The sequence below is a fragment of the Eubacterium sp. BL-380-WT-2B genome (genome assembly GCF_009696115.1).
In the GTDB taxonomy this organism is placed as follows: domain Bacteria; phylum Bacillota; class Clostridia; order Eubacteriales; family Eubacteriaceae; genus Eubacterium; species Eubacterium callanderi.
On record NZ_VUMP01000008.1, the window covers coordinates 1 to 24,299 of the forward strand.

Sequence of the window (24,299 nt, forward strand, 5' to 3'; positions counted from 1 at the left end):
GGTTGTAGGTTCAAGTCCTATCATCAGCTCCATTTTTATTTTGGGGAGATGCCCGAGTGGCTAAAGGGGGCGGACTGTAAATCCGTTGACGGAGTCTACGATGGTTCGAATCCATCTCTCCCCACCACTTTTTATGACCCATTAGCTCAGTTGGTAGAGCATCTGACTTTTAATCAGGGTGTCGGGCGTTCAAGTCGCCCATGGGTCACCATTTTAGAAGATAGAGCAGCTGTGAAAACAGTTGCTTTTTTTATTTGCTGGACATGGCGCGCTGTTTTGGTACGTTATCTCACGAGGGTTTGGTGAAAAATTTGCGCTGGGCTGAGTGCCGGGCGGTGGTGTGTCGTTTTGGCATGTCGTTTTATTCCATTTAAAAAGAACCTTTGGCTGGATATGCCAAAGGTTCTTCTTTTTTTGATAGCTTGGGCTAGATGGCCCAGTCGCCGTTTACAAAGATCGGAACCTGAGTGCCATCGGCCTGGATGCCGGTGATGCTGAGGTCTTCGGTGCCGACCATGAAATCGACGTGGGTGGTGGAGTAGTTGAGTCCTGCTTCTTTGAGTTCGTCCACGCTCATGCTGGAGCCGTCTTTGACGCAGGTGGGGTAGGCGGCGCCCAGAGCGAAGTGGCAGGAGGCGTTTTCGTCAAACAGGGTATTGTAGAACAGGGTATCCATATCGGAAATGGGGGAGTGGTAGGGAACGAAGGAGATCTCACCCAGGTAGTTGGAGCCTTCGCTGGCTTCGACGAGGTTTTTGAGGGCTTCTTCGCCGGTTTCGGCCTGGTAGCTTACGACCTTGCCGTCTTTAAAGGTCAGCGAGAAGTTGTCGATGAGCTGGCCGTTGTAGACGAGTGGGTGGGAGCTGACTAAGGTGCCGTTGACCTTGTCTTTATGCGGAGCGGAGAACACTTCCTCGGTGGGGATATTAGGGAAGAATTCGACGCCGTCTGCGGCTTTTTCGCTGCCGCCGGCCCAGATATGGTTTTCGGGCATGCCGACTTCAATGTCGGTACCCAGGCTGTTTTTATAGATGAATTTGACAAACTGGCTGTGATTGAGGAAGCGGGTTTTATCCTCAAAACTTTTATTAAACTGGTGCCAGGCGGCAATGGGGTCATCCTGGTCGGCCCGGGTGGCTTTGAAGATGGACTCCCAGAGCATATCGACAGCGGTTTCGGGTTCGACGCCGGGGAATACCTTGGCGGCCCAGCCGACTGTGGGCACGGAGACCACGCACCAGCGGCACTCATTATTCATCATGGCCATGTGGTAGGCTTCGGTGGCACTCTGGATAGCGGCTGAGGCGGTTTTTATCTTTTCGGGGTCAACGTCTTTCAGGAGGTCGGGATCGTCGGCGTAGACGGAGATGAGGGCTGAGCCTTTTTCGACGGCGTCGTTCTGCTTGGCCACGAACCAGTCGGGCACTTCCTTAAACACGTCGAGATCGGCGTGGGTATAGCGGATTTTGCTGAATTTTTCGTCGCTGTAATTGATGCTGACGTCTCTGGCGCCGGCCTTGTAGGCTTCTTCAGCCAGGGCTCTGGCGAACTCGCTGCACTCAATGGGGGAATTGACGACCAGGTTCTGGTTCTTTTGAATGTTGACGCCGATGCGGACAGCCAGTTTAGCCAGCTTTTGTAAATTTTCTTTCTGCATGATTATCTCCTTTATAAATAGTAGGGTTTTTCACCATAGAGTAAATTCTGTAAAAAATCGAGGGTATCGGCATCGGGCATGGTTTTGTTGGAAAGTTCCTTGTCAAAAACCATGAGCTGCCGGGTTCTGGTGTTGTAGAAGGGCCAGAACATCATATTTTTGTATTCGCCGCCGGTATTGGGATTGCCGGTTTTCATAAAATTGGTCCAGTGGGTCTGCATCTGGTCGGACAGAATGCTGATTTTGCTGATCCGCATTTTTCCGATGGCGTTGCCGAAAACAAAGGGCAGCTCCAGGGAGTGGGCGGTGTCGAGCCCGACGATTTTAAGGATTGCGGGATCGTAGTTAAAATTGTAAAAAAACACATTGCGCCCGGCGTCGGCAAAGTAGTCGGCGATGATGCGCATGCCTAGAATAAAGCCGGTATGGGTAAAGATGGCTTCGAGCTGGCGTTCGGCTTTGCGCTCGTCCTTGATGGGGAAGCGTTCAAACACAGCGGGGGCGTTGTCGGCGCCGAAGAGATCATAGATCATCATCTGGTAGGAGCCGAAGTTGTTGTTGCTTTTGAAGAACAGGGTGGCCTCATTGGTATTGTAGCCGATGAGCAGATCGACGGCGTTATAGTCTCCGTTTTTCAAGGCTTGCATGGGGTCTTTTGGCAGGATGGCGCCGTCAAATACAGGCCAGAAGGAAAAGCGCAGGGGCAGGGCGCGGTCGGCCTTGATCATGGACAGGTAGGCCATGGCCTCTGCCGGGGCTTCCCGGAGTTTTTCAAGCCCCTCTGGGCTGTCGTCTGCGCCGAAGATCTGGGCAAAGTCTTTTCCCATGGCAATGGATTTTGCAAGGTTGCCCTTAGCCCGGGTGCAGAAGGCTCCGATGGACAGGATGGAGCCGCTCTCGACGATGGCCCGGTGGAACAGGCCCTTGGCCAGGGGGCTGAGCAGCAGGCCGGTCACGCTGAAGGCGCCGGCGGATTCGCCGCCCAGGGTGATGTTTTCGGGATCGCCGCCGAAGGCTTCGATGTTTTCCCGCACCCACTTCAGCGCCTGGATCTGGTCGAGGAGGCCGAGGTTGCCGATGCTGCCGGATTCCTCTTCCATGGCCCCGAGGGTTAAAAAGCCGAAGGCGCCGAGGCGGTAGTTAAAGGTAACGACCACCACGCCCCGCTCGGCCATATTGGTGCCGTCGAACATGAGCTCGGAGCCGGAGCCGGTGGCAAAGCCGCCGCCGTGGACGTAGACGTAAACGGGGCGTTTTTCCCCAGGCGCGGTGGCCGGGGTCCAGACGTTGAGGTACAGGCAGTCCTCGCTTTTTCCGAAGGCGCTGTACATGGGCGGGAGATCGGCCAGAATGCCGCCGAACTGGAGGCATTTATCGCTGAATTCAAAGCATTCGCGCGGGCTGATCCAGGCCGGGGCGGGCTCTGGCGGCCGGAACCGCAGGGGGCCCACCGGCGGTTTGGCAAAGGGAATGCCCTTGTAGCTGGTGACGTTTTTTCGGAAAACGCCGGTGACGGGGCCGCAGGGCGGATAGATGGTGGGATTGGGGGGCAGGGGGGCTTCTGCGTTGGGGATAATGCTAAAATTCAGATTCATAAGGCCTCCTTTTCGGCTATGATGACAGGGTTTTGGGTGTAATCGCGGTGGTAGCGGTACTGCTTTTCGCAGAACAGGCTGAACAGGTCGGTGGCGCGGGCGTCGAAATCGAAGCAGGCGCGCTGGTCGGGGCTCAGCCTTGTGATGTTGGCGCGGGTGTTGGTGATGACGGGCAGGCCGTCCTGTTCGCGGATGGCCTTTAGCAGCGCCCGTCCCTTTTCGTTAAAGCCCAGAACCCGGAGGCAGGGCACGAAGCCGGGGGCTGCGAAGCGGCGGAGGTCGCGGGCCTCAAAGCCCATGGACAGGTTCATTAAAATCCGCCGTATCCGGCTTTTGGGCGCGCGTTTTGAGGTGAGGGTATCCACAATGCTGTCGTAGCTCCCGCTTGCGCCCAGGGCCTTTTTAAGCTTAAATTCGAGGCCTTTCTCCATATAGGGCAGGGTTCTGAAGCGGGCCAGATCCTGGGAGTGGATCTGGCTGAGCAGGGCCTTGGCGTAGCTTTCCTCCCAGGGGACGCGCGCTTCTTTAAGATCGCTTAAGAGCAGGGCGGGGTCGTAGGGGAGCAGGGGTTTTAGCGCCTGGGCGCCAGCGCCGGGGGCGGCCAGCAGCTGCCGGATGGCGGTGGCGCTGGCGTAGCGGCTCTGGGCCTGGGTGTCGTGGTAGGCGTTTCCCTGCCGCTTTATGGTGACGGGCCGGATGGCGCTGTGGGTGCGGCGCAGGGCTTTGAGATATTCTATACCCAGAATATTGTTGGGCTCCCGCAGATAAGATGCGGATTTTTCGCCATCGATGGCTTTAAAAGCAAGCTCCCGGGCCTTTGGAAAGGCCAGACCCTTGCCGAGAAAGGCCTTGAGAGCGTCTCTGAAGGCGGGCGTCTCAAAGGCGAGGCTCTGGGCCACTGCACTCAGTGCCTCGAGGTCGCCGGCCTCTGAGCCAAAGCAGAGGGTGTCGCACACGCCGGTGGCGTTTAAGATTTTGACAGCGCCGGCGGCAAAGTACTCGGCGCTCTGGGCGGCGTAGCAGAAGGGTAGCTCGCAGACCAGATCGGCCCCGGACAGCAGGGCGGTGCGGGCGCGCAGCCATTTATCGGCTATGGCAAAGGTGCCCCGCTGAACCACACTTCCGCTCATGAGCGCCAGGGTGTGGGTGCTGCCGGCGGCCTCTTTTCCCGCCTGTATCTGGTAGGCGTGGCCGTTGTGAAAGGGATTGTATTCGCAGATGATGGCCTGAGTTTGCATGCTTTCCTCCAACTGAGCAATAATTTAGCCCAAAAAAACAAAAAAATAATGGCATTATTGGTTTGTTACTGTTATTATATACTAGTGTAGTTCAATTATAAATTGTTTATCTGAAAAAGACAATAAAAGGAGAAAAAATTTAAAAATGAATGTACTTGTTATTAATTGCGGCAGCTCATCACTGAAATATCAGTTGCTGGATATGGCCACTGAAACAGTGTTGGCAAAAGGTTTAGCTGAGAGAATCGGTATTGACGGCGCTGTTGTGGTTCACCAGCCGGCTGGTAAAGATAAGGTTAAGTTTGAACAGCCAATGGAAACACACAAGGAAGCTCTGGATATTATTATGGCGGCCCTGGTTGACGCTGACCACGGCGTGATCAAGGATCTTAAGGAAATTGACGCTGTCGGTCACAGAACCGTTCACGGCGCTGAAACTTTTGCGAGCTCTGTTGTTATCAACGATGAAGTGATTAAGAAAATGGAAGACTGCTCTGAGCTGGCGCCGCTTCACAATCCTGCCAACTTAATCGGGATTCGTGCCTGTGAAGAACTGCTGCCGGGCGTACCGATGGTCGGCGTGTTTGACACAGCTTTCCACCAGACCATGCCGGCAGAAGCTTATATCTACCCGCTGCCGTATGAAATGTACGAAAAACACAGAATCCGTAAATACGGCTTCCACGGCACCTCCCACCGTTTTGTCAGCCTGACGGCTGCTGAGTTGCTGGGTGAAAACATCGGCAACTTGAAATTAATTTCCTGTCACTTAGGAAACGGTGCGAGTGTGGCTGCGATCCGCTATGGCAAATGTATTGACACTTCCATGGGCTTAACCCCGCTGGCTGGCCTTGAAATGGGTACCCGCTGCGGCGATATTGACCCGGCCATCATTCCTTTCTTATGTGACAAAGGCTATACTGTGGATCAGGTCAACACCATGATGAACAAGGAATCCGGCGTGCTGGGCGTTTCCGGCGTAAGCTCGGACTTCCGTGATGTTGAAGCGGCGGCTGAAGCGGGCAATGAACGCGCTAAGCTGGCCCTGGATATCTTTATCTACCGTGTAAAAACCACCATCGGCGCTTATGTAGCGGCCATGGACGGCGTTGACGGCATTATCTTTACAGCCGGCCTGGGTGAAAACTCTTCCAAGGACCGCGCAGCGGTCTGCAGCGGCTTAAAATACCTGGGCATCCAGTTGGACGAAGAAAAGAATAGCAAACGCGGCGAAGCGCTTGTGATCTCGACTCCGGACTCCAGAACCAAGGTAATGGTGATCCCGACCAACGAAGAATTAATGATCGCCCGCGATACCGTTGAATTAGTTGGTTAATCATAAATAAAACAATCACACAGAGATGGCGTGTCGTATGGGCACGCCATCTCTGTGTCCGGAGGCATAAAAATCCCGTATTTTTAAGCTTTCGTCAGCCTTTGAAATTTGTGGCCCGTTTGTAAAGATTTTTACTTGACAAAATGGGCAATCCTATATATAATGAGGATTGCCCATTTGGAGTTATGAAATGATTATTAATGTTTTAAAATTATTAAATGATGAAACCCTGAATTATGAATTTCGTCTGTTTCAGGATGATCTCAAAGGATATGGGGACGATTATGAGGGAAAGCTGGATGAAAACGGCGCTTTGGTGAAGGGCAGCATTAAAAAGCTCGGGGCTACTGAGTTTTTGATGAAGTTTACTTTGACCGGAGTGATTGTTTATCCCTGCGCCCGCTGTCTTACACCCACCCCCGTTAGCAGTGTCTTTGAATTCGAGGATACGATCGAAACGGACCCGGGTACGGAGACCATTGATATGGTGCCCTATGTTGAGGAGTGTCTCTTTATCAACGAGCCGTTTAAGGTTTTGTGTGACGAAGACTGTAAGGGGTTATGTCCAAGTTGTGGAGCAAACTTAAATCAAGAACAATGCAGTTGCGGGGATGACACGGATATTGATCCGAGGATGGAAGCCCTTAAAGAGCTACTGTAAGATGTGACTTAAACATAGGAGGTGTAAAAGATGGCAGTACCAAAGAGTAAAATTTCTAAATCTAGAAGAGACAAGAGAAGAACACATTACAAACTGAATATCCCTGGTATGAGCGTATGCCCAAAATGTGGTGAAATCAAATTACCACACCGCGTATGCAAATCCTGCGGAACCTATAAAGATGTAAATGTAATGATTGAAGACTAAACAGAGTTCCGACTCTGTTTTTTCTCTATACGGAGTTATTTTTAGGAAGGTGTTAACGTGAATATATTCGTCGATGCAATGGGCGGCGACAACGCGCCGGTCGAGATTGTCAAAGGCGCGGTGGACGCCGTCAAGGAATACGGTGTGCCGCTCACCCTTGTGGGTAAGGAGGACATCGTAAAGCAGGAGCTGGCAAAATATCCCTATCCACAGGATAAGATAAAGGTGCTCCACGCGCAGACCGTCATCGGTTTTGACGAGGAGCCGGCAATGGCGATCCGCAGAAAAGAGGATTCCTCACTGGTGGTGGCCTTAAACGCCATGAAGGGCGATCCTGACAGCGTGCTCATTTCAGCGGGCAGCACAGGCGCGCTGCTTTCCGGCGGGCTTCTTAAACTGGGGAGGATCAAGGGGATCAAGCGTCCGGCGCTGGCGGCTGCGCTGCCAAAGGACGGCGGCGTGGTGCTGCTCATTGATACCGGGGCCAATGCAGACTGCAAGTCCGAGTATCTGGAACAGTTCGCCATGCTGGGACATGTCTATTTTGAGAGCGTTTTGGGTAAAAAGAATCCTAAGGTAGGCCTGGTCAACATTGGCTCTGAGGAGGAAAAGGGCAGCATCATGGTCAAGGAAGCTTACCAGCTGCTTAAAAACAGTGACCTGAATTTTGTGGGCAATGTCGAAGCCCGGGATATTCCCACGACCGATGTGGATATACTGGTGTGTGACGGCTTTACAGGCAACATTGTGCTCAAGCTGCTCGAGGGTCTGTCCAGCTACCTGATGAAAGGGATCAAAAAATCCATCATGGGCTCTGCCAAGGGCAAGATCGGCGGGGCGCTCATCAAAAACGACCTGAAACAGTTCAAGAAGCAGTTTGACTCAGACGAAGCCGGCGGAGCACCGTTTTTGGGCGTGAAGGGCGGCATCATCAAGGCCCACGGCAGCAGTGGCGCCTATGCCATCAAAAACGCCATTAACCAGAGCATTAAGTTTATTGACAACGATGTTCTGGGCAAAATCACTGCCAAATTACAGGAAGAAAAGGCAGCTAAGGAACAGGAGAAAGAATAATGGAAGAAAAATTTGCAAAAGTTCAGGAAATTATCGCGGAACAGCTGGAGCTTGATCCGGCAAAGATCACTATGGAATCCTCTTTGATGGAGGATCTGGAAGCAGACTCTCTGGACGTCATTGAGCTGGTCATGGCCTTTGAGGAAGAATTCGGCGTTAAAATGCCGGACGAAGAGCTTGAAAATATTAAAACCGTTGGTGATATCGTAAACGCACTAAACTAAACAAAAGTCCCTTTGCGGACTTTTCTTTCGTTTTGGCCTGAATTTAACAGGTTTTACTTATATGAAAAGGCTGGCCGCCCGGGGGAAGGCGGCCGCCGCACTAAAAAGTGAGGTGGAAAAGAATGAAGAGAATTGAAGATCGCATTGCTTACACATTTAAGGACAAGGAACTTCTGAAGGTGGCGCTGACCCACAGCTCACATTCAGGAACGACCACGAACAATGAACGCCTGGAGTTTTTGGGGGATGCAGTATTGGAACTGATTATCAGCGAGTATTTGTATAAATACAACAAGCTTTCCGAGGGAAAGATGACGAAAATCCGCTCCAATATTGTATGTGCCGAATCCTTGTCCCAGGCCGCCTCTGACCTGAATCTGGGGGAATATATGCTCCTTGGCAAGGGGGAAATTGTAACCGGGGGCAGAAAACGCAAATCCAATCTGGCCAACGCCTTTGAGGCAGTGATGGGCGCGGTATTTTTAGACAGCGACTATGACACCACCAAAAAGGTCGTGCTGGGAACCCTTGAAAAAAACATCGAGCTGGCCCTGAGCGGCGGGCTCATCAAGGATTACAAAACCGAGCTTCAGGAGCAGATCCAGAAGCACAGTGACAACGCCATCGAGTATGTGCTGGAAAAATCCGAGGGGCCGGAGCACAACAAGACCTTTTTCATCGACCTGACCTTTAACGGCGTGGTCGTGAGCAAGGGGACCGGTAAGAGTAAGAAAGAAGCCGAGCAGAACGCGGCGAAAAACTATCTGTTTAAAGACAAAAAGAGTGAATAAAAAGAGGAGGTGTGCGGTTGTACCTGAAAAAACTGGCCCTGGCCGGGTTTAAATCATTTGCGGAGCCCGTAGAGCTGGAATTTTCCAAGGGGGTGTCTGCCATTGTCGGCCCCAACGGCAGCGGGAAGAGTAATATAACCGACGCGATCCGCTGGGTGCTGGGTGAACAGAGCACCAAGTCCCTGAGGGGTAAGAAGATGGAGGATGTTATCTTCTCCGGAACCGAGAAAAAGAAACCTCTCAACTACGCAGAGGTCACCCTGACCTTAGACAATACCAGCGGCTTTACCCTGGACAATCTGGACGAGATTGTCATCACCAGGCGGCTTTTCCGCTCCGGCGAGAGCGAATACCGCATGAACCAGAAAAGCTGCAAGCTCAAGGATATCCATGAGCTGTTTATGGACACCGGCCTTGGCAAAAATGGGTATTCCCTTATCAGCCAGGGCGGGATTGAGAATATTATCGGCGCCAGCCCCCAGGAGCTTCGCGGTATTGTGGAGGAGGCTGTCGGCATTGTTAACTACAAGACCAAAAAGCAGGAGGCCGAGAAAAAGCTTGAGAACACCCAGAATAACCTGGAGCGACTGAAGGACATCCTGGAAGAAATTGAAAAACAGCTGAAGCCTTTGAAGGCCCAGTCCGAAAAGGCCAAGGAGTACCTGGAGCTGCGGGAGGCCCTTAAAAAGGTCGACCTCATGGTGTTCTATCACAATATGAAGGACGCCTCAGAGCAGCTGGCCGCCTACGAGAAGCAGCTGGCCGAGATCCGGTTCCAGATTTTTGAGATCGAGAAAAAGACCGAGGAAAAGGACCGCGATTTCCAGAACGCCCGGGGCAATATCCGGGGCATTACCGAGCAGGCCGACGCCATGGCAGAGGCCCTGGAGCAGCTGAAAAAGCGCATTGGCGAGTGCGAGCGTGAGCTCCTCATAACCCAGGGCAAAAGCGAGAACGAGTCCGCCAACGCCGAGCGGCTTACCCAGGACCTGAACGCCCACCTGGACGAGCACGGCCGCTTCCAGGCCGAGTATGATGAGCTGACCGCCTCCCGCGACGCGGCGGCCCAGGCCTACGAGGCCGAGAACGCCGACCTGCAGAAGCTGGTGGACGAGAAAAGCCGGCACCAGGCCGAGCTGGAAGCCGAAAAGCTGAAGCAGGCCGAGGGTGTGAGCCTGAGGGAAGAACGGGAGCAGCAGCGGGCTATGCTGAACGATACCCTGCTGGACCTGAAAACCCAACTGGCCGGCTTTACCACCAAGAAAAGCTTTCACGAGGACCAGCTAAAGCGCGTGAGCGCAGAGCAGGAGCGCAGCAGCCAGTTGCTCTCCGATACCCTGATGGAGGCCGAGCAGAACGAGCGCACCCGTGCCCGTCTGGCGGCAGAGACCGAGAGCCTCAGGGACCAGACCGAGGAAGCTGAGAAAAAAGCCCAGGGCCTGAGAAATGACTACAGCGTGCTGGAAAATAATTACAAGGTTAACCTTTCCCAGCGCGATTATTTAAAGAGCGTCCAGAAAAATTACAGCGACTACTTCCCGAGCATCCGGACCATCATGAACTCCCGGGAGCACCTGGGCGATATGATCAACAAGGTCTACGGCCCGGTCGGAGAGCTCCTGTCCATCCCTGACTGCTTTACCATGGCTGTGGACGTGGCCCTGGGGGCCAAAAGCCAGAACATTGTGGTGGAGGACGTGACCACTGCCAACCAGTGCATCAATATTTTGAAGAAACAGCGGGCAGGCCGGGCGACCTTTCTGCCCCTGGACAACCTGCGCTACGGCCGGGTAGAGGCCAGGGATCTAGAGATCCTGTCCCGCACGCCGGGCTTTGAGGGCATCGCTTCCGAGCTGGTAGAGTACGGACCCCGGTTTAAGCGGGTCATCGAGAGCCTGCTGGGCCGCATTGTGGTGGCCGCCGATTTTAACGCCGGGCGGGCCATCCAGAAAGCCATATTCGGCAAATATACGGTGGTGACCCTGGAGGGCGAAATCTTTTACCCCGGCGGCGCCATCGTGGGGGGGTACACCAAGAGCGGCAAGCAGTCGCCCCTGTTTAAAAAGGCCGAGATCGAAAAGCTGGAAGTCGAGATGAAACGGCAGGACAGCGAAAAACTCAAGATCAAGGCCGCCTACCGCGAGGCCTTTAAGGCCTATGAGGCCCTGAAAGAGGCCGCCAAAAAGGCCGAGCTGCGCCTGAACAGCGTGGAGCAGGAGCACTGGAAAATTACCCAGAACCTGGAGACCACCAAAAAGCGCATGGCCGAGAGCGACCGCATTTTTAAAAGCCTGCAGGACGATGCGGGAAGCTCGCTTGAAAATGAAAAGCGCCTGCGGGAAACGGTGGCTCAGAAGGAGGCCGAGCTGGCCGCTCTGGAGGCGGAAATGGAGCAGGACGATACCGGCAGCGCCGAGTACATCGAGGTGGTCCGCGGGGCCATCGAGGGCCTGAACCGCAAAATCTCCGAGGGGCGGATCAAGCTGGCCCGGGACAATGAGGGCATCCGCTCCCTGGAGCAGCAGATGGCCATGATCCACAGCCAGATCGAGACCTGCATCAGCCGTGAGAAAAAGGTCGAGAGTGAGATCCGGGCCTGCCGCGAGAGCAGCGCCCTGCACCGCACCCGCTGTGAGGTCCTGAAGGTCGAGACCGAGGAGCTGCAGGCAGCCGTGGATGAAAAGCGCGCGGCCTTAGAGAGCTTCTCCACCGAGACGCGAGAGCAGACCGCCATCAGCGAGGCTCTGGAGCAGGAGATCAAGGACCTGAACCATCAGCTCATCCTGCAGAATGAGACAAAGAACAACGCCGAGATGGCAAAGAATAAGCTGGAGATGCAGATGACCCACTGGGAAGAAAATATCTTCGAGAGCTATGACATGAACTTTGTCATGGTGGGGGACATCTACGAGGCCCTGAGCCAGGAGGACCTGGACCTGAGCCCCGAGAACCAGCGCAGCTTAAAGGGCCGCATGGCCGCCATGGGCAATGTGAACGTGGGGGCCATCGAGGAATATTTAGAGCTGAACGAGCGCTACGGCTTTATGAGCGCCCAATACAAGGACCTGACCAAGGCCAAGGGCGAGCTGGAGCGCATTATTGACAGCCTGTACGAATCCATGGAGCGGCAGTTTGCAAAGCAGTTCGCCGAGCTCCAGAAGAAATTCACCCGGATCTTCGGCATCCTCTTTGAGGGCGGCAAGGCCCACATCGAGTATACCGACCCCGAAAACGTGCTGGAAAGCGGCATTGAGCTGGTGGCCCAGCCGCCAGGCAAGAACCTGCGCCACATTTCCCTGCTGTCAGGGGGCGAGAAATCCATGATCGCCATCGCGCTGCTGTTCTCCTTCCTGGAGCTGAACCCGTCGCCCTTCTGCGTCATCGACGAGATCGACGCCGCTTTGGACGACCATAACATCTACCGGTTCACTAGCTATTTAGAGCATATTGCCACCGACAACCAGTTTATTATCATCACCCACCGTAAGAGCACCTTGGAGGCCTGCGACGCCATATACGGCGTTTCCATGGCCAAAAATGGGATCTCCAAGCTGGTGGCGGTAAGGCTGTCGGATTATATTGAGCCGGGAGCTTAACAAAATGGAAAATTTTAGAATATCAATCGAATTGGCAAAGCCAATTCGCACCTGAATTTTCCATTTTTAATTTTTAATTTAGAAAACGAGGTGTGAAATGTCAGAACTGACCCTTTATGAGCGGATGTGCCAAAAGCTCAAAAAGACAAAAGATAGCTTTATACAGAAGGTCGAGAACGTTGTGTACTACGGCGACCTCGACGATGATTTTTTCGATGAGCTGGAGGAAACCTTTATCCTTTCCGACCTGGGCATCGAAACCGCCACCAAGATCACCGAAACCCTGCGTGAGCAGATCAAGGAGACCAAGACCAAGGCCAAGCAGGACGTCATGGATCTGCTCAGGCAGATCATGACCGAGATGGTCGAGGTGGAAAAACACCAGACCGAATTACCAGTGATCATGCTGGTGGTGGGCGTCAACGGTGTGGGCAAAACCACCACCATCGCCAAGCTGGCCCAGAAGTACAAGGACCAGGGCAAAAAGGTCATGGTGGCCGCGGCCGACACCTTCAGAGCCGCCGCGGCCGAACAGCTGGACGTGTGGGCTGACCGCGTGGGTGTGGACATTATCAAGAGTGTGCAAGGAGCGGACCCTTCATCCGTCGTCTTTGACGCCATCGGCGCCGCACGGGCCCGGGGCGCAGATATCCTGCTCTGCGACACTGCCGGGCGCCTGCACAACAAGGTTAACCTGATGAAAGAGCTTGAAAAGATCACCCGGGTCGTAGAACGGGAGGGGCAGGGCTTTAGCGTGCATAACCTGCTGGTGCTCGACGCGACCACAGGCCAGAACGCACTGAACCAGGCCAAAACCTTCAACGACGCCGTACACTTGGACGGCATTGTCATGACCAAAATGGACGGTACCGCCAAGGGCGGCGTGGCCATTGCCATCATCGACGAGCTTCAGGTGCCCATCGAGTATGTGGGCATCGGGGAAAAGCCCGAAGACCTCATTGATTTTGACGCCGGCGAATTTGTGCGCATGCTGTATGAGGGCGGCGGACAGAATGAAGAAATGGAAGATTAAAACTGGAAAGTGGAAAGCTAAGGTCCAAAAACCTTTCGGTTGCTTAACCTGTCAAGTTTTTTTCTTGACAAAGGCGAAAAAGGCTTGACAAGCCGATGGAAAAACCTTAAAATAGGTAAGTGCGTAAAGGGAAGAGACTTTACGCGCTGTTGAAGGTGCTTATGGAAAAGAACGTATTGGAGCGGTTACTCTTTGATTTTTACGGAGAATTGCTGACAGACAAGCAGAAAATGATCATGGATTATTATTATAACGATGATTATAATCTGGCCGAAATCGGCGATGTGGTTCATGTCACAAGGCAGGGCGTCTACGACGTGGTCAAGCGTTCCAAAGCGCAGATGCAGGCCTACGAGGACAAGCTGAAGCTGGTTGAGCGGTTTTTAAAAAGCCAGGAGCTCATCGACGGTGTGATCCTCGAGCTGGAAGCGCTTCTCAAGACCGAGCTGGTCGCAGAGCATCCGGCTCTGGGCAGTGAGCTGACAGCCATCAAAGAGAAAATGAACAGAATTAGCGAAGATTATTAGGTGATATCATGATTTTTGAAGGCTTGAATGAAAAATTTCAAAACATCTTCTCAAACTTAAAACGCAAGGGCAAGCTGAGCGAAGAGGACATTAAGGCTGCCAGCCGCGAAATCAAGCTGGCGCTTTTGGAAGCCGACGTCAACTTCAAGGTTGTCAAACAGTTCACAAAGGCTGTGAGCGAGCGCGCCGTGGGCGAGGAGGTCTTAAAATCTCTGACCCCGGGACAGCAGTTCATTAAAATCGTCAACGACGAGATGACCAAGCTGCTGGGCGGTGAGCTCCAGAAAATGGAATTTGTGGAGCAGGGCATCAACATCTTTATGATGGTGGGGCTCCAGGGGGCGGGTAAAACCACCACCGCGGCCAAAATCGCGAACCTTCTGCGCAAGGAAAAGAAGTTTAAACCACTGCTGGTAGCCTGTGACGTCTACCGTCCCGCGGCCATCGACCAGTTAGAAATACTGGGCAAGGAGCTGGACATTCCCGTTTACCTAAACAAGGACGAGAAGGATCCCAGAGTCATTGCCAAAAAGGCCCTGGAATTTGCCGAGACTGAGGGTTACAACCTGGTGATCATTGATACCGCCGGGCGCCTCCAGATCGACGAAACCCTGATGAACGAGCTGGTAGACCTCAAGGAGCTGCTCGAACCAACCGAGATCCTGTTGGTGGTCGATGGCATGACCGGTCAGGAATCCGTGAATGTGGCCGACGAATTTAACAGGCAGCTGGAAATTACCGGCGTTGTCTTAACCAAACTGGATGGGGATACCCGTGGCGGGGCGGCGCTGTCCGTCACCTACACCACTGGGAAAACCATCAAATACATCGGGACCGGCGAAAAACTGACCGATATTGAGCTTTTTTACCCCGACCGCATGGCCAACCGGATTCTGGGCATGGGCGATGTCCTGTCACTCATTGACAAGGCACAGAACATGATCGACGAGGAAAAGGCCAGAGCGCTCGAGGAAAAGCTGAGAACCCAGGAATTTGACCTCAACGATTTTCTGGACCAGATGCAGCAGCTCCAGGAGCTGGGCTCCATCGGCGATCTGATGGAAATGATGCCCGGGGTCAACAAAAAAATGCTGAAGGGCATGAACATGGACGCCGCCGAGGGACAGACCAAACAGACCGAGGCCATTATCCGTTCCATGACGCCCGAGGAAAGGCTGAAGCCCGGAATTATTAACGGTAGCCGCAGGAAGCGCATCGCGCTCGGCAGCGGCACCACAGTCTCCGACGTCAACCGGATGCTCAAAGGCTTTGAGCAGACCAAAAAGATGATGAAGCAGATGGGCGCCATGCAGGGCAAGGCCAAAAAAGGACGGTTCAAGCTACCGTTTATGTAAGCTTTTATTATAAATTAATTTAGCAATTTCACAGAAAGGGGGAAATAAAATGGCAGTTAAAATCAGATTAAAAAGAATGGGTAAAAAGAAAAAACCTTTCTATAGAGTCGTCGTTGCGGACATCCGCGCACCAAGAGATGGTAAATTCATCGAAGAAGTAGGTTTCTACAATCCATGCGTAGAACCCGCAGAATTAAAACTGAACGCTGAAGCCATCAAAGGCTGGTTAGCTAATGGTGCAAAACCGACCGACACTGTTCAGGCATTACTGAAAAAAGAAAATATTATTGGATAGTCCAGGAGAGTGGTAATGAAAAAGCTTGTAGAAATCATTGCTAAAGCGCTGGTCGATCATCCAGACGCAGTCGTCGTCAACGAAATTGACAAGGAACAGAGCATTGTTCTGGAGCTCAAAGTCGCCGACGAGGACATGGGTAAGGTGATTGGCAAGCAGGGCCGCATTGCCAAGGCAATCCGTACGGTTCTCAAAGCAGCGGCTACAAAAGACGATAAACGCGTTGTACTGGAAATTGTTCAATAGACATGGAAAAACGGGATTGTTCAAAGCCGAACGATCCCTTTTTTTAATCGTATTTTAATTTGGAGGAAATGATGAAAAAAGAAACCATGGTGATCGGTAAAATCCTGGGCGCCCACGGCATCCGCGGTGAGCTCAAGGTTTACCCCCTGACCGATGATCCCGGCCGGTTTTACGGGCTGGACACCGTCTATGTGCAGGACGGGCAGAAGCAGGAGTGCTGCGAGGTAGAGCTGGTGCGCCTGCACAAGGGCAACGTGCTCCTGACCCTGAAAGGCGTGAGCGACCGCAACCAGAGCGAAAAGCTCATCGGCCGCACCGTTGCTGTAGACCGTGAGGACGCAGTGGCTCTGGAGGAGGACGAATACTTCATTGAGGACCTCATCGGCCTGGACGTTACAGACACAGACGGCGCGCCCGTCGGCGTCGTAAAGGACGTGATCCAGACCGCCGGCAGTGTGGACAATATTGAGATCAAAACCCCGGAAAAGCTGGTCTATGTGCCGGCGCGCAAAGTCTATTTCCTGAAGGTGGATTTTGAGAATAAACGTATCACCGCCGACATTCCAGAGGAACTGATGAACCTATGAAATACTATTTCCTGACCCTGTTCCCGGGCCTCATTCACCAGTATTTCGGGGACAGCATGATGAAACGGGCTGTGGACAGCGGCGTGGTGGACTACGAGGTCATCGATATCCGGGACTACTCGGGCAACAAGCATAAAAAAGTGGACGATTACCCCTACGGCGGCGGAGCGGGCATGGTCATGGCTGCCCCGCCCATCGCTGCGGCCCTTAAAAGCATCGAGGGCGGCGCCCATTATCCGGTTATCCACCTGAGCCCAGGCGGCAGGACCTTCACCCAGCAGGAGGGCGAGGCCCTGTCAGAGGCAGAGGGGCTGATCTTTATCTGCGGCCACTACGAGGGCATTGACGAGCGCTTTATCCAGGCCTATGTCACCGACGAATACTCCATCGGCGACTACGTGCTCACCGGCGGCGAGCTGCCGGCTCTCACCATGGCCGACTGCATCGCCAGGCACCTGCCCGGCTTCCTCGGCAATAACGAGAGCCTGAGCGAGGAATCCTTTGAGAACGACCTGCTGGAGTACCCCCAGTACACAAGGCCGCCGGTGTTTGAGGGCCGCGAGGTGCCCCCGGTGCTGCTCTCCGGCAACCACAAAGCCATCGCGGACTGGCGGCACGAACAAGCCGTCGAAAAGACAAGGATCCGGCGTCCGGATTTGTATGAGAAGTGGAAGCGGAAGAAGTAAAAGAAAGCGTCCGGGTGCTGGTGAGTACGCTCTAAAACCGCGGCAGTTGGCTGAAAGAGCCGGTCATTTTTCGCGCCTATAAATCATCGGCGTGTAGCGGATACCGTTGGTCAGCTGTTCGGGAGCAGTGGGGGTGAAGCCTAGGCACCTGTAAATGGGGACAGCGTAGGGGGAAGCGTTGACCGTGATGGGGCAGTGCGGTACCTCCCGGGCAAGGCAGTCAAAAAGCTGACGTCCGACACCTTGGCCCTGCCATCTTTCATCCACAAAGAAAAGGCTGATGTGACGCCGAGCCGGGTCCAGCGCAATGAGACCTGTGAGAACGCTGCCCTCAAAAGCACCCAGCATATCCAGGGCGCCGATGGCCCGGCTGTCCCGAATAAAGGCTTTAAAATGCTGTGTGCCCGCCGCGCTGTAATCCGGAGCCTCGAATTTTAAAAAGGTGGTCCATACCAGCTCCATTGCCGTGTTTTTTTCGTGATATTTCAAGGGTTTTATCTGCATTGCACCCACTCCTTCCCAATTTTTTGCCAGTTTAACAAACGTCGTCTCGATTGTCAAGAAAAGATCTTTTTAGTGCTAAAAACCTATCCTGCCCTACTACAGCGAGTGCTATGTCCACGACGAGATTACCAGATTTTCCGCCATAAAATTTCAAAAACAGCTTGCCAAATATTTTGTCTTAGGGTATACTATCATAGTATGCGAAATCAAGAGATGGTCCTCTGTATGGGCTTCATATACGAACATCAAAAAACGAACTGAAGGAGGCTGTGAGATGGATATTATCAAAAAAATCGAACAGGAAAACATGAAAGCAGAAAAACCGGAATTTAACGTAGGGGACACCGTAAAGGTCCACGTACGCGTTATTGAAGGTAAGCGTGAAAGAATTCAGATTTTTGAAGGCGTTGTACTGAAAAAACAGCACGGCGGTGTCAAAGAAACCTTTACCGTAAGAAAGATTTCTTCCGGCGTAGGCGTCGAAAGAACCTTCCCGGTACACTCACCAAAAATTGAAAAAGTTGAAGTTACCAGACGTGGTAAGGTCAGAAGAGCAAAACTCAACTACCTGCGCGACAGAGTTGGTAAAGCAGCAAAAGTCAAAGAAAGACGGTAAAAACGAGAGGGGGCCTGTAGGCCCCTTATTTTGTATGTAAAGGAAGTGATTCTGTGAGTCAGAATGAAAACCGCAAAGTGAAAAAGGAACATTCCGAAGCCAGAGAGTGGATACAGTCCATCATCATTGCTGTGGTGCTGGCCTTCGTCATCAAGATGTTTCTCTTTGATTTTGTACTGGTGCAGGGAAGCTCCATGCACCCCACGCTGGAAAACGGCGACCGCCTCATCATCAATAAAATTGAGTACCGCCTGGGCGAGCCCGATTACGGCGACATCGTGATCTTAAATTATTCAAGCAGCGTGGAATACGTCAAGCGTGTTATCGCCAAGGGCGGCGATACCATCGCCATCAAGGACCAGGTCGTTTACGTTAACGGGGAGCCCATTGATGAGCCCTATGTCAACACCGACCCTTATGGCGATTTTCCAGAGGTAACGGTGCCCGAGGGCACCTATTTTGTCATGGGCGACAACCGGGCCAACAGCTCCGACAGCCGCTTCACAAGCCTGGGCTTTGTGGACCGCAAGGACATCGTGGGCCACGTGTTCTTTAGGTTCTGGCCCTTTGACAAGTTTGGATCGGTGAGCTGATATGGAAAAGAACGATGCAATCCAGTGGTACCCGGGCCATATGGCCAAGGCCAGCCGCCAGATCCGCGAGAAGCTCAAGCTCATCGACATCGTGGTGGAGGTGCTGGACGCCCGCCTGCCCATCGCCAGCAAGAACCCCGATATCGACCAGTACACCGAGCATAAAAGGCACCTGGTGCTTCTGAACAAGGCCGACCTGGCCGACCCCGACCAGAACCAGAAATGGGCCGACTACCTGAAGGGCAGAGACGGCGTGGACGAGGTCATGCTCTACAACGCCTTCGACCAGAAGAAAAAGCCCGAGCTGGTCGCCAAACTCAGAAGCCTGAACCCCAAGGATAAAAAGCAGCTCAAATGCCTGATCTGCGGGATTCCCAACGTGGGCAAGAGCACCATCATCAACTCCCTGATCGGTAAGAAAAAGACCCAGATCGGCAACAAGCCTGGAGTGACTAAAGGCCAGCAGTGGCTCACCGCGCCCGACGGCCTCATGCTGCTCGATACACCGGGTATCCTCTGGCCTAAGTTCGAGGACCCCGCGGTCGGCGTTCACCTGGCCTGGATCGGCTCCATCAAAGACACCATTTTTGAAAAAGAAAACATCGCCGCCGACCTGCTCAAATTCCTGGTCGAGCACTACCCGCAGGACGTAGCCGCTCTGTATAAAATCGACTTGGAGGACAAGCGCCTGCCCGAAATCTTCGACGCGGTCGCAAAGAGCCGGGGGCTCCTTCTGCGCGGGGGCGAGTACGACTACTTCAGGACCAGTGAAATGCTCCTGAATGATTTTAAAAATGGAAAGGTTGGGAGAATCACCATTGACCAGCGTTAACCCAGAACAAATTGCAAGCATGACGGCCAAGGCTGTCAGAGAACTGTGCCAGAGTGTGGATATAGACGACTATCCCGCCCTGGCACAGGTGCTTTCACAGGACAGCCGCGCCGCTGTTAAAAAGCAGGGACAGAGCTTAGAGCGCCAGTACGAAAAGCGCTGCGCCGCTGTTCGGAAAACTGCCCAGATGAAGGCTGTCGAGGAACGTTTTTACAGCGAGGGCTTCCAGAGGATCGGCGGCAGCGACGAGGTGGGACGCGGCCCGCTGGCAGGCCCGGTGGTATGTGCGGCCGTTATCCTGCCTAGGGACTCCGCCATTCTGTATGTAGATGACTCCAAAAAGCTCTCCGCAAAAATGCGCGAAGCCCTGGATGCGCAGATCCGCGCCGAGGCTCTGTCCGTCGCCATTGGCTTGCGTACTCCGGAGCAGATTGACGCCCTGAACATCCTTGAGGCCACCAAAAGTGCCATGAGCGAGGCTGTCAGCCAGCTGGACCCCCAGCCCGACCTCATGCTCATCGACGCCCTCACCATTGAGACACAGGCCGAAGTAAGAGGGATTATACACGGCGACGCCACCTGCTATTCCATCGCCGCGGCCAGCATTGTGGCCAAGGTATACCGGGATAAGCTCATGCACGCGTACCACGAGCAGTATCCCGAATACGGCTTTGACCGAAATGTGGGATACGGCACCGCCGAGCACATTGCCGCCATCAAAAAGTACGGACTTACCCCTATACATAGACGGTCATTTGTTAAGAATTTTGTATAGGGCAGAGCAGGGAAAACAGCGTGAAGAAATACAATAAGCAAAAGGGCGACCGCGGTGAGGCCATCGCGGCTCAGTATCTTAAAGAAAAAGGTCATGTTCTCCGGGCGCGCAATTACCGCAAGGCGACCGGGGAGATCGACCTGATCAGCCAGGTTTGGGAGACAGTGGTCTTTACAGAGGTCAAGCTGCGGACTACCGATGCCTACGGCACCCCGGCCCAGGCGGTGGACTACCGCAGGCAGCAGCGTATGATCAAGACCGCGCTGTGGTATTTGCAGGAGAACAGCCTCTTTGACTGGAATGTGCGCTTCGACGTGGTGGAGGTTTCAGGCGACCCGGACAGCGGGTACAGCGTGAATCATATTGAGAACGCGTTTTTAATGGAAAATTGAAAATAAGCGGTTAAAAAAGTTGAAAGGCAGCAGCAAAATTAATACAAGAGGCTGTTTCAAGTGGAAGGTTGAATGTGGAAGGTTAATGAACGCTTTTGCTAAAGCAAAAACGGTTAAAAGGGCGGCCGTAGGCCGCTTCCAATCAAATTCGCAAAGCGAATTTGCACCTGAACTTTCCACTATCCACTTTCAACTTTCAACTAAACAAGCCTCTTTTTAACACTTTGCCTCCTAATGATAAGGTTTTTTGATAGCAAAAAAGCGGTCTAAGACCGCTTTTTTCACTTCCCGTCATCTGCGGAAATCAGGAAAGTGTTGCCGGAATAGGTGCCCTTAGTCTCCTTGTTCTGGAGCTTGAGATAATCGATGTGCATGGGTTCATAGTCGAATTTTTCCACAATGGCGTCGATGAGCTCGTAGATGTCGGAGATTTCATCCTCAGAAGGACGTTCGGCGAAAATATTGGCCTTTTCGATAAGCTTATCCTTCAAGGCATCTAAAACTTCTGCATCACTAAGAATTTTGTAATCACAGCTTCGGCCGCTTTCTCGAATGATATCAGGGATTTTGTCTCGTACTAATTTGTTATATTCGTGTTTCATATCATCACCTCGTTATTATTATATCCTATTTGGGGTATATTTAAAACAGATCATCCCCAAAAACGCAATATTTTCTCTTTTAACCGTCCCCAAAAAGGCATATAATTAAGATAAGACGAAGAAAACAACAGGAGTTTTTATGATACAGATCTATTTTGGCGTTTTAGTAGCGGCCGCTATGATGCTGGTGGGCGGCTACATATTTGTCACCTTAAACAAAAAATATCCAAAAAGCATCGGTCTTTTGCTGGGCCTGTCCGGCGGTTTTCTGCTGGGCATTATCTTTTTCGGAATTATCCCCGAGGCTCACGAGATATTAGAAGAGGCCTTTGACACTCCACTGTGGGTTATGGCAGCGGCCCTGACCGGCGGAGCCCTGTTTATTATCCTGTTTGAGAAAATGATCCCGGTTCAGCACCACCATGACCTGGTGCCCGGCGAGCGGGAACACCATGGGCATCACCAGCTGGTCTATATTATTCTGGCGGCTTTTGGGTTTCATAGTCTCTTCGAGCTGCTGTCCATTCTGGTTGCAGGAAATGCAGATCCGGTTCTTGCCTGGTTCATGATCCTTGTTATCGGCCTGCACAATATTCCCATTGGCTTTGTCATCATCGCCCAGCTTGAAACCCTCGAATGCAGCCAGAAAAAGTGCCTTCTGCTCATCGGCGGCCTGGCGGTAGCCGAGGCACTGCTGGCCATTGTGTGCTATTTAATATTAATGCCATTTATTACAACTGCATTTCAGGGAGTGCTTCTCGCCATGACAGGCGGCATCATGCTCTACCTGGTTTTCGACGAGCTGCTTCCCAAAATTTACCAGGACGAGGAACAGCACCATGTCAATTATATGATTATTCTGGGCGTACTGCTCATGTATGTCTTTCTTCAGCTCGCGGGACATTAAGAATCCCAGAGCGGCAGCGCCTTTTTATTAAGCGTAAAAAAGAGGAGCCGGAGGAGGGGCTTGCCCCTTTTTATCTGTCGGGATGAAAGACAAAGCACTGGCGGTTTCGCCGCAACCCAATTTTTTAAAATCTGAGCCATCATGGCTCTTTTTTCTTGTTCTAAAAAAAATAAAATGCAAATTTAACAAGTGTTTATCAGGGTTTCAGCGGAATAGCTTTTGAATTTCTGAAAAACAAGCGTTTACAAATCCGGGTTTATGATATACAATCTTGAAAAAGATTATTTATGAGCTATAGGAGGTTGTAAGTATGAGCAAGTATATTTTGGTTATGGACCAGGGAACCACTGGTTCGAGGGGGATTGTTTACAACGAACAGGGGAAGGCCATCGCGCTGGATTACGAAGAATACGAACAGTTTTTTCCGCAGTCCGGATGGTGGGACCAGAGCGGTCTGACCGTCTGGAATGTGACTTTGAAAACCGCGCGCAACGCCATTAAAAAGGCTGGCCTGGAAGGAAAAGACATCGCAGCCATCGGCATCACCAACCAGCGTGAAACCACCACTCTGTGGGATAAGAACACTGGCGTGCCTGTGCACAATTCCATCGTCTGGGGCTGCCGCCGTACCACCGAAATCTGCCAGGGTCTGATCGAAAAGGGCTGCAACGACATGGTCAATAAGAAGACGGGTCTTGTAATCGACCCCACCTACTCGGCTACCAAGATCCGCTGGGTCTTAGACAATGTTCCGGCCGCCCAGGAAAAAGCTGAAAACGGAGACCTGCTCTTCGGCACCATTGATTCCTGGCTGCTGTGGAACCTGACAAAGGGTAAGGTACACGCCACCGATTACTCCAATGCTGCCAGAACCATGGTCTTTAATTCCTATGAACTGAAATGGGACGACGAGCTTATGGACATGCTGGATCTGCCCTGGAAGATCTTCCCAGAAGTCAAGGAATCCGTAGGGCTTTTCGGCTATGCCGATCCTGAATGGTTTGGCGCAGAAATCCCAATCACCGGTATTGCCGGTGACCAGTCCGCAGCCCTGTTTGGACAGGCCTGTTTTGAAGAAGGAACCGCGAAAAATACTTACGGCACCAGCGCAGTGCCGCTTATGTTTACCGGCGACAAAGCACCGGAAACCGAAAAAGGCCTGCTGACCGTTGCCTGGGGTAAGGACGGCAAGGTAAAATATTCCATGGGCGCCAGCATCCTTATCGCCGGACAGGTTATTCAGTGGCTGCGCGATAAGGTCAATATCTGCGAAAAGGCAGCGGACACCGAAGCCATGGCCGAAAGCATTCCGGACAATGGCGGCCTGTATTTTGTACCTGCCTTCACCGGGCTGGGCGCGCCGCACTGGAACATGAACGCCCGCGGCATGATGATCGGCATCACCGCCGCCACCACCAAGGAACAGATGGCCCGCGCGGCCCTCGAGTCCATGGCCTACCAGACTCGTGACCTGCTCGAAGAAATGGAACGGAACTCCGGCGTCAAGCTCAAAGAGCTCAAAGTTGACGGCGGCGCTGCCCAGAACGATTTCCTCATGCAGTTTCAGGCCGATATCCTGAACTGTAACGTTATAAGACCAAAGGATATTGAAACCACCGCCCTTGGCGCCTGTTACCTTGCCGGCCTCGGCTGCGGCATCTTCGAAAACGAAGACCAGATCAAAGCCCTGTGGGAAGCCGACCGCGTCTTCACCCCGCAGATGGACGAAGCGACAAGAGAAGCCCTGTACAGCCAGTGGTGCAAAGCCGTCGAAAAATCAAAAGACTGGTTATAAAAAAAGCCCTTCGGGGCTTTTTTTAGGTAGAAGGTTGAAAGGTGAAGGTGGAAAGTTTTGGTACAAATATGCTCTGCACATTTGATCAGATGTGGCCTGTGACCGCAGTTTAAATCGTTTTTGCGTCAGCTAAAGCGCGCATTAACTTTCCACTTTCCACCTTCCACCTTCAACT

Annotated in this window: 26 protein-coding genes and 2 tRNA genes; 23 read left to right on the plus strand and 5 right to left on the minus strand. The window is 52.7% G+C overall.

The annotated features are described in order from the left end of the window. Positions 1-42: 42 nt before the first annotated feature. A tRNA-Tyr gene (locus FYJ53_RS16010) sits at positions 43-127 on the plus strand. An 8-nt stretch (positions 128-135) separates the two neighbouring features. After that, positions 136-211, plus strand: a tRNA-Lys gene (locus tag FYJ53_RS16015). A 216-nt stretch (positions 212-427) separates the two neighbouring features. On the opposite strand, the gene FYJ53_RS16020 is transcribed toward FYJ53_RS16015, so the two are convergent. Genes FYJ53_RS16020 through FYJ53_RS16030 form a run of 3 tightly spaced genes read right to left on the minus strand, consistent with a single transcriptional unit; the run spans position 428 to position 4,490 of the window. After that, positions 428-1,657, minus strand: coding sequence for an aminopeptidase (locus FYJ53_RS16020; RefSeq protein WP_148429385.1), 1,230 nt, complete (start codon positions 1,655-1,657; stop codon positions 428-430). An 11-nt stretch (positions 1,658-1,668) separates the two neighbouring features. Then, complete coding sequence (locus FYJ53_RS16025) at positions 1,669-3,252, minus strand: carboxylesterase/lipase family protein (protein ID WP_148429383.1); 1,584 nt, start codon at positions 3,250-3,252, stop codon at positions 1,669-1,671. Continuing rightward, positions 3,249-4,490 (minus strand): nucleotidyltransferase family protein, encoded by a 1,242-nt coding sequence (locus tag FYJ53_RS16030; RefSeq protein WP_148429381.1) that lies wholly within the window; start codon positions 4,488-4,490, stop codon positions 3,249-3,251. The genes FYJ53_RS16025 and FYJ53_RS16030 overlap by 4 nt, the downstream gene beginning before the upstream one ends. A 145-nt stretch (positions 4,491-4,635) precedes the next feature. Here FYJ53_RS16030 and FYJ53_RS16035 point away from each other — a divergent pair, with 145 nt between their 5' ends. From FYJ53_RS16035 to trmD, 14 genes are all read left to right on the plus strand, one after another. Continuing rightward, positions 4,636-5,826: an acetate/propionate family kinase gene (locus FYJ53_RS16035; protein ID WP_090414273.1), complete on the plus strand. Its 1,191-nt coding sequence runs from the start codon at positions 4,636-4,638 to the stop codon at positions 5,824-5,826. A gap of 190 nt (positions 5,827-6,016) precedes the next feature. After that, a complete protein-coding gene (locus FYJ53_RS16040; RefSeq protein WP_090414274.1) occupies positions 6,017-6,487 on the plus strand; it encodes a DUF177 domain-containing protein in 471 nt (156 codons plus the stop codon). A gap of 30 nt (positions 6,488-6,517) precedes the next feature. After that, positions 6,518-6,694, plus strand: coding sequence for a 50S ribosomal protein L32 (gene rpmF / locus FYJ53_RS16045; protein WP_013381192.1), 177 nt, complete (start codon positions 6,518-6,520; stop codon positions 6,692-6,694). 57 nt (positions 6,695-6,751) lie between these two features. Beyond that, on the plus strand, positions 6,752-7,768 hold the full coding sequence (gene plsX, locus FYJ53_RS16050; RefSeq protein WP_090414276.1) for a phosphate acyltransferase PlsX: 1,017 nt from the start codon (positions 6,752-6,754) through the stop codon (positions 7,766-7,768). Beyond that, positions 7,768-7,992, plus strand: a complete 225-nt coding sequence (gene acpP, locus FYJ53_RS16055) for an acyl carrier protein (RefSeq protein ID WP_013381190.1) — start codon at positions 7,768-7,770, stop codon at positions 7,990-7,992. The genes plsX and acpP overlap by 1 nt, the downstream gene beginning before the upstream one ends. A 122-nt stretch (positions 7,993-8,114) precedes the next feature. Continuing rightward, positions 8,115-8,783, plus strand: coding sequence for a ribonuclease III (gene rnc, locus FYJ53_RS16060; protein WP_013381188.1), 669 nt, complete (start codon positions 8,115-8,117; stop codon positions 8,781-8,783). A 17-nt stretch (positions 8,784-8,800) separates the two neighbouring features. Beyond that, positions 8,801-12,379 (plus strand): chromosome segregation protein SMC, encoded by a 3,579-nt coding sequence (smc, locus tag FYJ53_RS16065; protein ID WP_154557484.1) that lies wholly within the window; start codon positions 8,801-8,803, stop codon positions 12,377-12,379. A 97-nt stretch (positions 12,380-12,476) separates the two neighbouring features. Then, positions 12,477-13,412 (plus strand): signal recognition particle-docking protein FtsY, encoded by a 936-nt coding sequence (gene ftsY, locus FYJ53_RS16070; RefSeq protein ID WP_013381186.1) that lies wholly within the window; start codon positions 12,477-12,479, stop codon positions 13,410-13,412. 161 nt (positions 13,413-13,573) lie between these two features. Then, on the plus strand, positions 13,574-13,939 hold the full coding sequence (gene ylxM, locus FYJ53_RS16075; protein ID WP_041689894.1) for a YlxM family DNA-binding protein: 366 nt from the start codon (positions 13,574-13,576) through the stop codon (positions 13,937-13,939). An 8-nt stretch (positions 13,940-13,947) separates the two neighbouring features. Then, complete coding sequence (ffh, locus tag FYJ53_RS16080) at positions 13,948-15,294, plus strand: signal recognition particle protein (protein ID WP_154557485.1); 1,347 nt, start codon at positions 13,948-13,950, stop codon at positions 15,292-15,294. Between the two features lie 49 nt (positions 15,295-15,343). After that, positions 15,344-15,589 (plus strand): 30S ribosomal protein S16, encoded by a 246-nt coding sequence (gene rpsP, locus FYJ53_RS16085; protein WP_013381182.1) that lies wholly within the window; start codon positions 15,344-15,346, stop codon positions 15,587-15,589. A 15-nt stretch (positions 15,590-15,604) separates the two neighbouring features. Next, complete coding sequence (locus FYJ53_RS16090) at positions 15,605-15,835, plus strand: KH domain-containing protein (protein WP_013381181.1); 231 nt, start codon at positions 15,605-15,607, stop codon at positions 15,833-15,835. 68 nt (positions 15,836-15,903) lie between these two features. Next, the gene (gene rimM / locus FYJ53_RS16095) at positions 15,904-16,422 is read left to right on the plus strand and encodes a ribosome maturation factor RimM (protein WP_081474230.1); all 519 of its coding nucleotides are present in this window, start codon (positions 15,904-15,906) and stop codon (positions 16,420-16,422) included. Then, a complete protein-coding gene (gene trmD, locus FYJ53_RS16100; RefSeq protein WP_013381179.1) occupies positions 16,419-17,108 on the plus strand; it encodes a tRNA (guanosine(37)-N1)-methyltransferase TrmD in 690 nt (229 codons plus the stop codon). Before rimM ends, trmD begins: the two co-directional genes overlap by 4 nt. Positions 17,109-17,171: 63 nt before the next feature. Here the strand turns inward: trmD and FYJ53_RS16105 are convergent, their stop codons facing one another. Next, positions 17,172-17,612, minus strand: coding sequence for a GNAT family N-acetyltransferase (locus FYJ53_RS16105; protein ID WP_013381178.1), 441 nt, complete (start codon positions 17,610-17,612; stop codon positions 17,172-17,174). A gap of 274 nt (positions 17,613-17,886) precedes the next feature. Between FYJ53_RS16105 and rplS the strand changes: the two genes are divergently transcribed. Genes rplS through FYJ53_RS16130 form a run of 5 tightly spaced genes read left to right on the plus strand, consistent with a single transcriptional unit; the run spans position 17,887 to position 20,820 of the window. Beyond that, positions 17,887-18,228 carry a 50S ribosomal protein L19 gene (gene rplS, locus FYJ53_RS16110; protein WP_013381177.1) on the plus strand — a complete coding sequence of 114 codons (342 nt, stop codon included), beginning with the start codon at positions 17,887-17,889 and terminating at the stop codon, positions 18,226-18,228. A gap of 53 nt (positions 18,229-18,281) precedes the next feature. Further along, a complete protein-coding gene (gene lepB / locus FYJ53_RS16115; protein ID WP_013381176.1) occupies positions 18,282-18,821 on the plus strand; it encodes a signal peptidase I in 540 nt (179 codons plus the stop codon). Between the two features lies 1 nt (position 18,822). After that, positions 18,823-19,653 (plus strand): ribosome biogenesis GTPase YlqF, encoded by an 831-nt coding sequence (gene ylqF, locus FYJ53_RS16120; protein ID WP_013381175.1) that lies wholly within the window; start codon positions 18,823-18,825, stop codon positions 19,651-19,653. Continuing rightward, positions 19,640-20,428, plus strand: a complete 789-nt coding sequence (locus tag FYJ53_RS16125; RefSeq protein WP_148429375.1) for a ribonuclease HII — start codon at positions 19,640-19,642, stop codon at positions 20,426-20,428. The genes ylqF and FYJ53_RS16125 overlap by 14 nt, the downstream gene beginning before the upstream one ends. A 20-nt stretch (positions 20,429-20,448) precedes the next feature. Beyond that, the gene (locus FYJ53_RS16130) at positions 20,449-20,820 is read left to right on the plus strand and encodes a YraN family protein (RefSeq protein ID WP_148429373.1); all 372 of its coding nucleotides are present in this window, start codon (positions 20,449-20,451) and stop codon (positions 20,818-20,820) included. Positions 20,821-21,101: 281 nt separating this feature from the next. Here the strand turns inward: FYJ53_RS16130 and FYJ53_RS16135 are convergent, their stop codons facing one another. After that, complete coding sequence (locus FYJ53_RS16135) at positions 21,102-21,422, minus strand: nucleoside triphosphate pyrophosphohydrolase (RefSeq protein WP_013381172.1); 321 nt, start codon at positions 21,420-21,422, stop codon at positions 21,102-21,104. A 139-nt stretch (positions 21,423-21,561) separates the two neighbouring features. On the opposite strand from FYJ53_RS16135, the gene FYJ53_RS16140 reads away from it, so the two are divergent. Together FYJ53_RS16140 and glpK are read left to right on the plus strand one after the other, a co-directional pair. Further along, entirely contained in the window at positions 21,562-22,329 is a 768-nt protein-coding gene (locus FYJ53_RS16140) for a ZIP family metal transporter (RefSeq protein ID WP_013381171.1), read from the plus strand. A 310-nt stretch (positions 22,330-22,639) separates the two neighbouring features. Further along, entirely contained in the window at positions 22,640-24,124 is a 1,485-nt protein-coding gene (glpK, locus tag FYJ53_RS16145) for a glycerol kinase GlpK (RefSeq protein ID WP_013381169.1), read from the plus strand. Positions 24,125-24,299 lie beyond the last annotated feature (175 nt).

Bases quoted from the DNA above. Each gene is read 5' to 3' on its own strand.
- FYJ53_RS16020 (WP_148429385.1), bottom strand. From the start codon at position 1,657: ATGCAGAAAGAAAATTTACAAAAGCTGGCTAAACTGGCTGTCCGCATC.
- FYJ53_RS16025 (WP_148429383.1), bottom strand. From the start codon at position 3,252: ATGAATCTGAATTTTAGCATTATCCCCAACGCAGAAGCCCCCCTGCCC.
- FYJ53_RS16030 (WP_148429381.1), bottom strand. From the start codon at position 4,490: ATGCAAACTCAGGCCATCATCTGCGAATACAATCCCTTTCACAACGGC.
- FYJ53_RS16035 (WP_090414273.1), top strand. From the start codon at position 4,636: ATGAATGTACTTGTTATTAATTGCGGCAGCTCATCACTGAAATATCAG.
- FYJ53_RS16040 (WP_090414274.1), top strand. From the start codon at position 6,017: ATGATTATTAATGTTTTAAAATTATTAAATGATGAAACCCTGAATTAT.
- rpmF (WP_013381192.1), top strand. From the start codon at position 6,518: ATGGCAGTACCAAAGAGTAAAATTTCTAAATCTAGAAGAGACAAGAGA.
- acpP (WP_013381190.1), top strand. From the start codon at position 7,768: ATGGAAGAAAAATTTGCAAAAGTTCAGGAAATTATCGCGGAACAGCTG.
- rnc (WP_013381188.1), top strand. From the start codon at position 8,115: ATGAAGAGAATTGAAGATCGCATTGCTTACACATTTAAGGACAAGGAA.
- ftsY (WP_013381186.1), top strand. From the start codon at position 12,477: ATGTCAGAACTGACCCTTTATGAGCGGATGTGCCAAAAGCTCAAAAAG.
- ylxM (WP_041689894.1), top strand. From the start codon at position 13,574: ATGGAAAAGAACGTATTGGAGCGGTTACTCTTTGATTTTTACGGAGAA.
- ffh (WP_154557485.1), top strand. From the start codon at position 13,948: ATGATTTTTGAAGGCTTGAATGAAAAATTTCAAAACATCTTCTCAAAC.
- rpsP (WP_013381182.1), top strand. From the start codon at position 15,344: ATGGCAGTTAAAATCAGATTAAAAAGAATGGGTAAAAAGAAAAAACCT.
- FYJ53_RS16090 (WP_013381181.1), top strand. From the start codon at position 15,605: ATGAAAAAGCTTGTAGAAATCATTGCTAAAGCGCTGGTCGATCATCCA.
- rimM (WP_081474230.1), top strand. From the start codon at position 15,904: ATGATGAAAAAAGAAACCATGGTGATCGGTAAAATCCTGGGCGCCCAC.
- trmD (WP_013381179.1), top strand. From the start codon at position 16,419: ATGAAATACTATTTCCTGACCCTGTTCCCGGGCCTCATTCACCAGTAT.
- FYJ53_RS16105 (WP_013381178.1), bottom strand. From the start codon at position 17,612: ATGCAGATAAAACCCTTGAAATATCACGAAAAAAACACGGCAATGGAG.
- rplS (WP_013381177.1), top strand. From the start codon at position 17,887: ATGGATATTATCAAAAAAATCGAACAGGAAAACATGAAAGCAGAAAAA.
- ylqF (WP_013381175.1), top strand. From the start codon at position 18,823: ATGGAAAAGAACGATGCAATCCAGTGGTACCCGGGCCATATGGCCAAG.
- FYJ53_RS16135 (WP_013381172.1), bottom strand. From the start codon at position 21,422: ATGAAACACGAATATAACAAATTAGTACGAGACAAAATCCCTGATATC.
- FYJ53_RS16140 (WP_013381171.1), top strand. From the start codon at position 21,562: ATGATACAGATCTATTTTGGCGTTTTAGTAGCGGCCGCTATGATGCTG.
- glpK (WP_013381169.1), top strand. From the start codon at position 22,640: ATGAGCAAGTATATTTTGGTTATGGACCAGGGAACCACTGGTTCGAGG.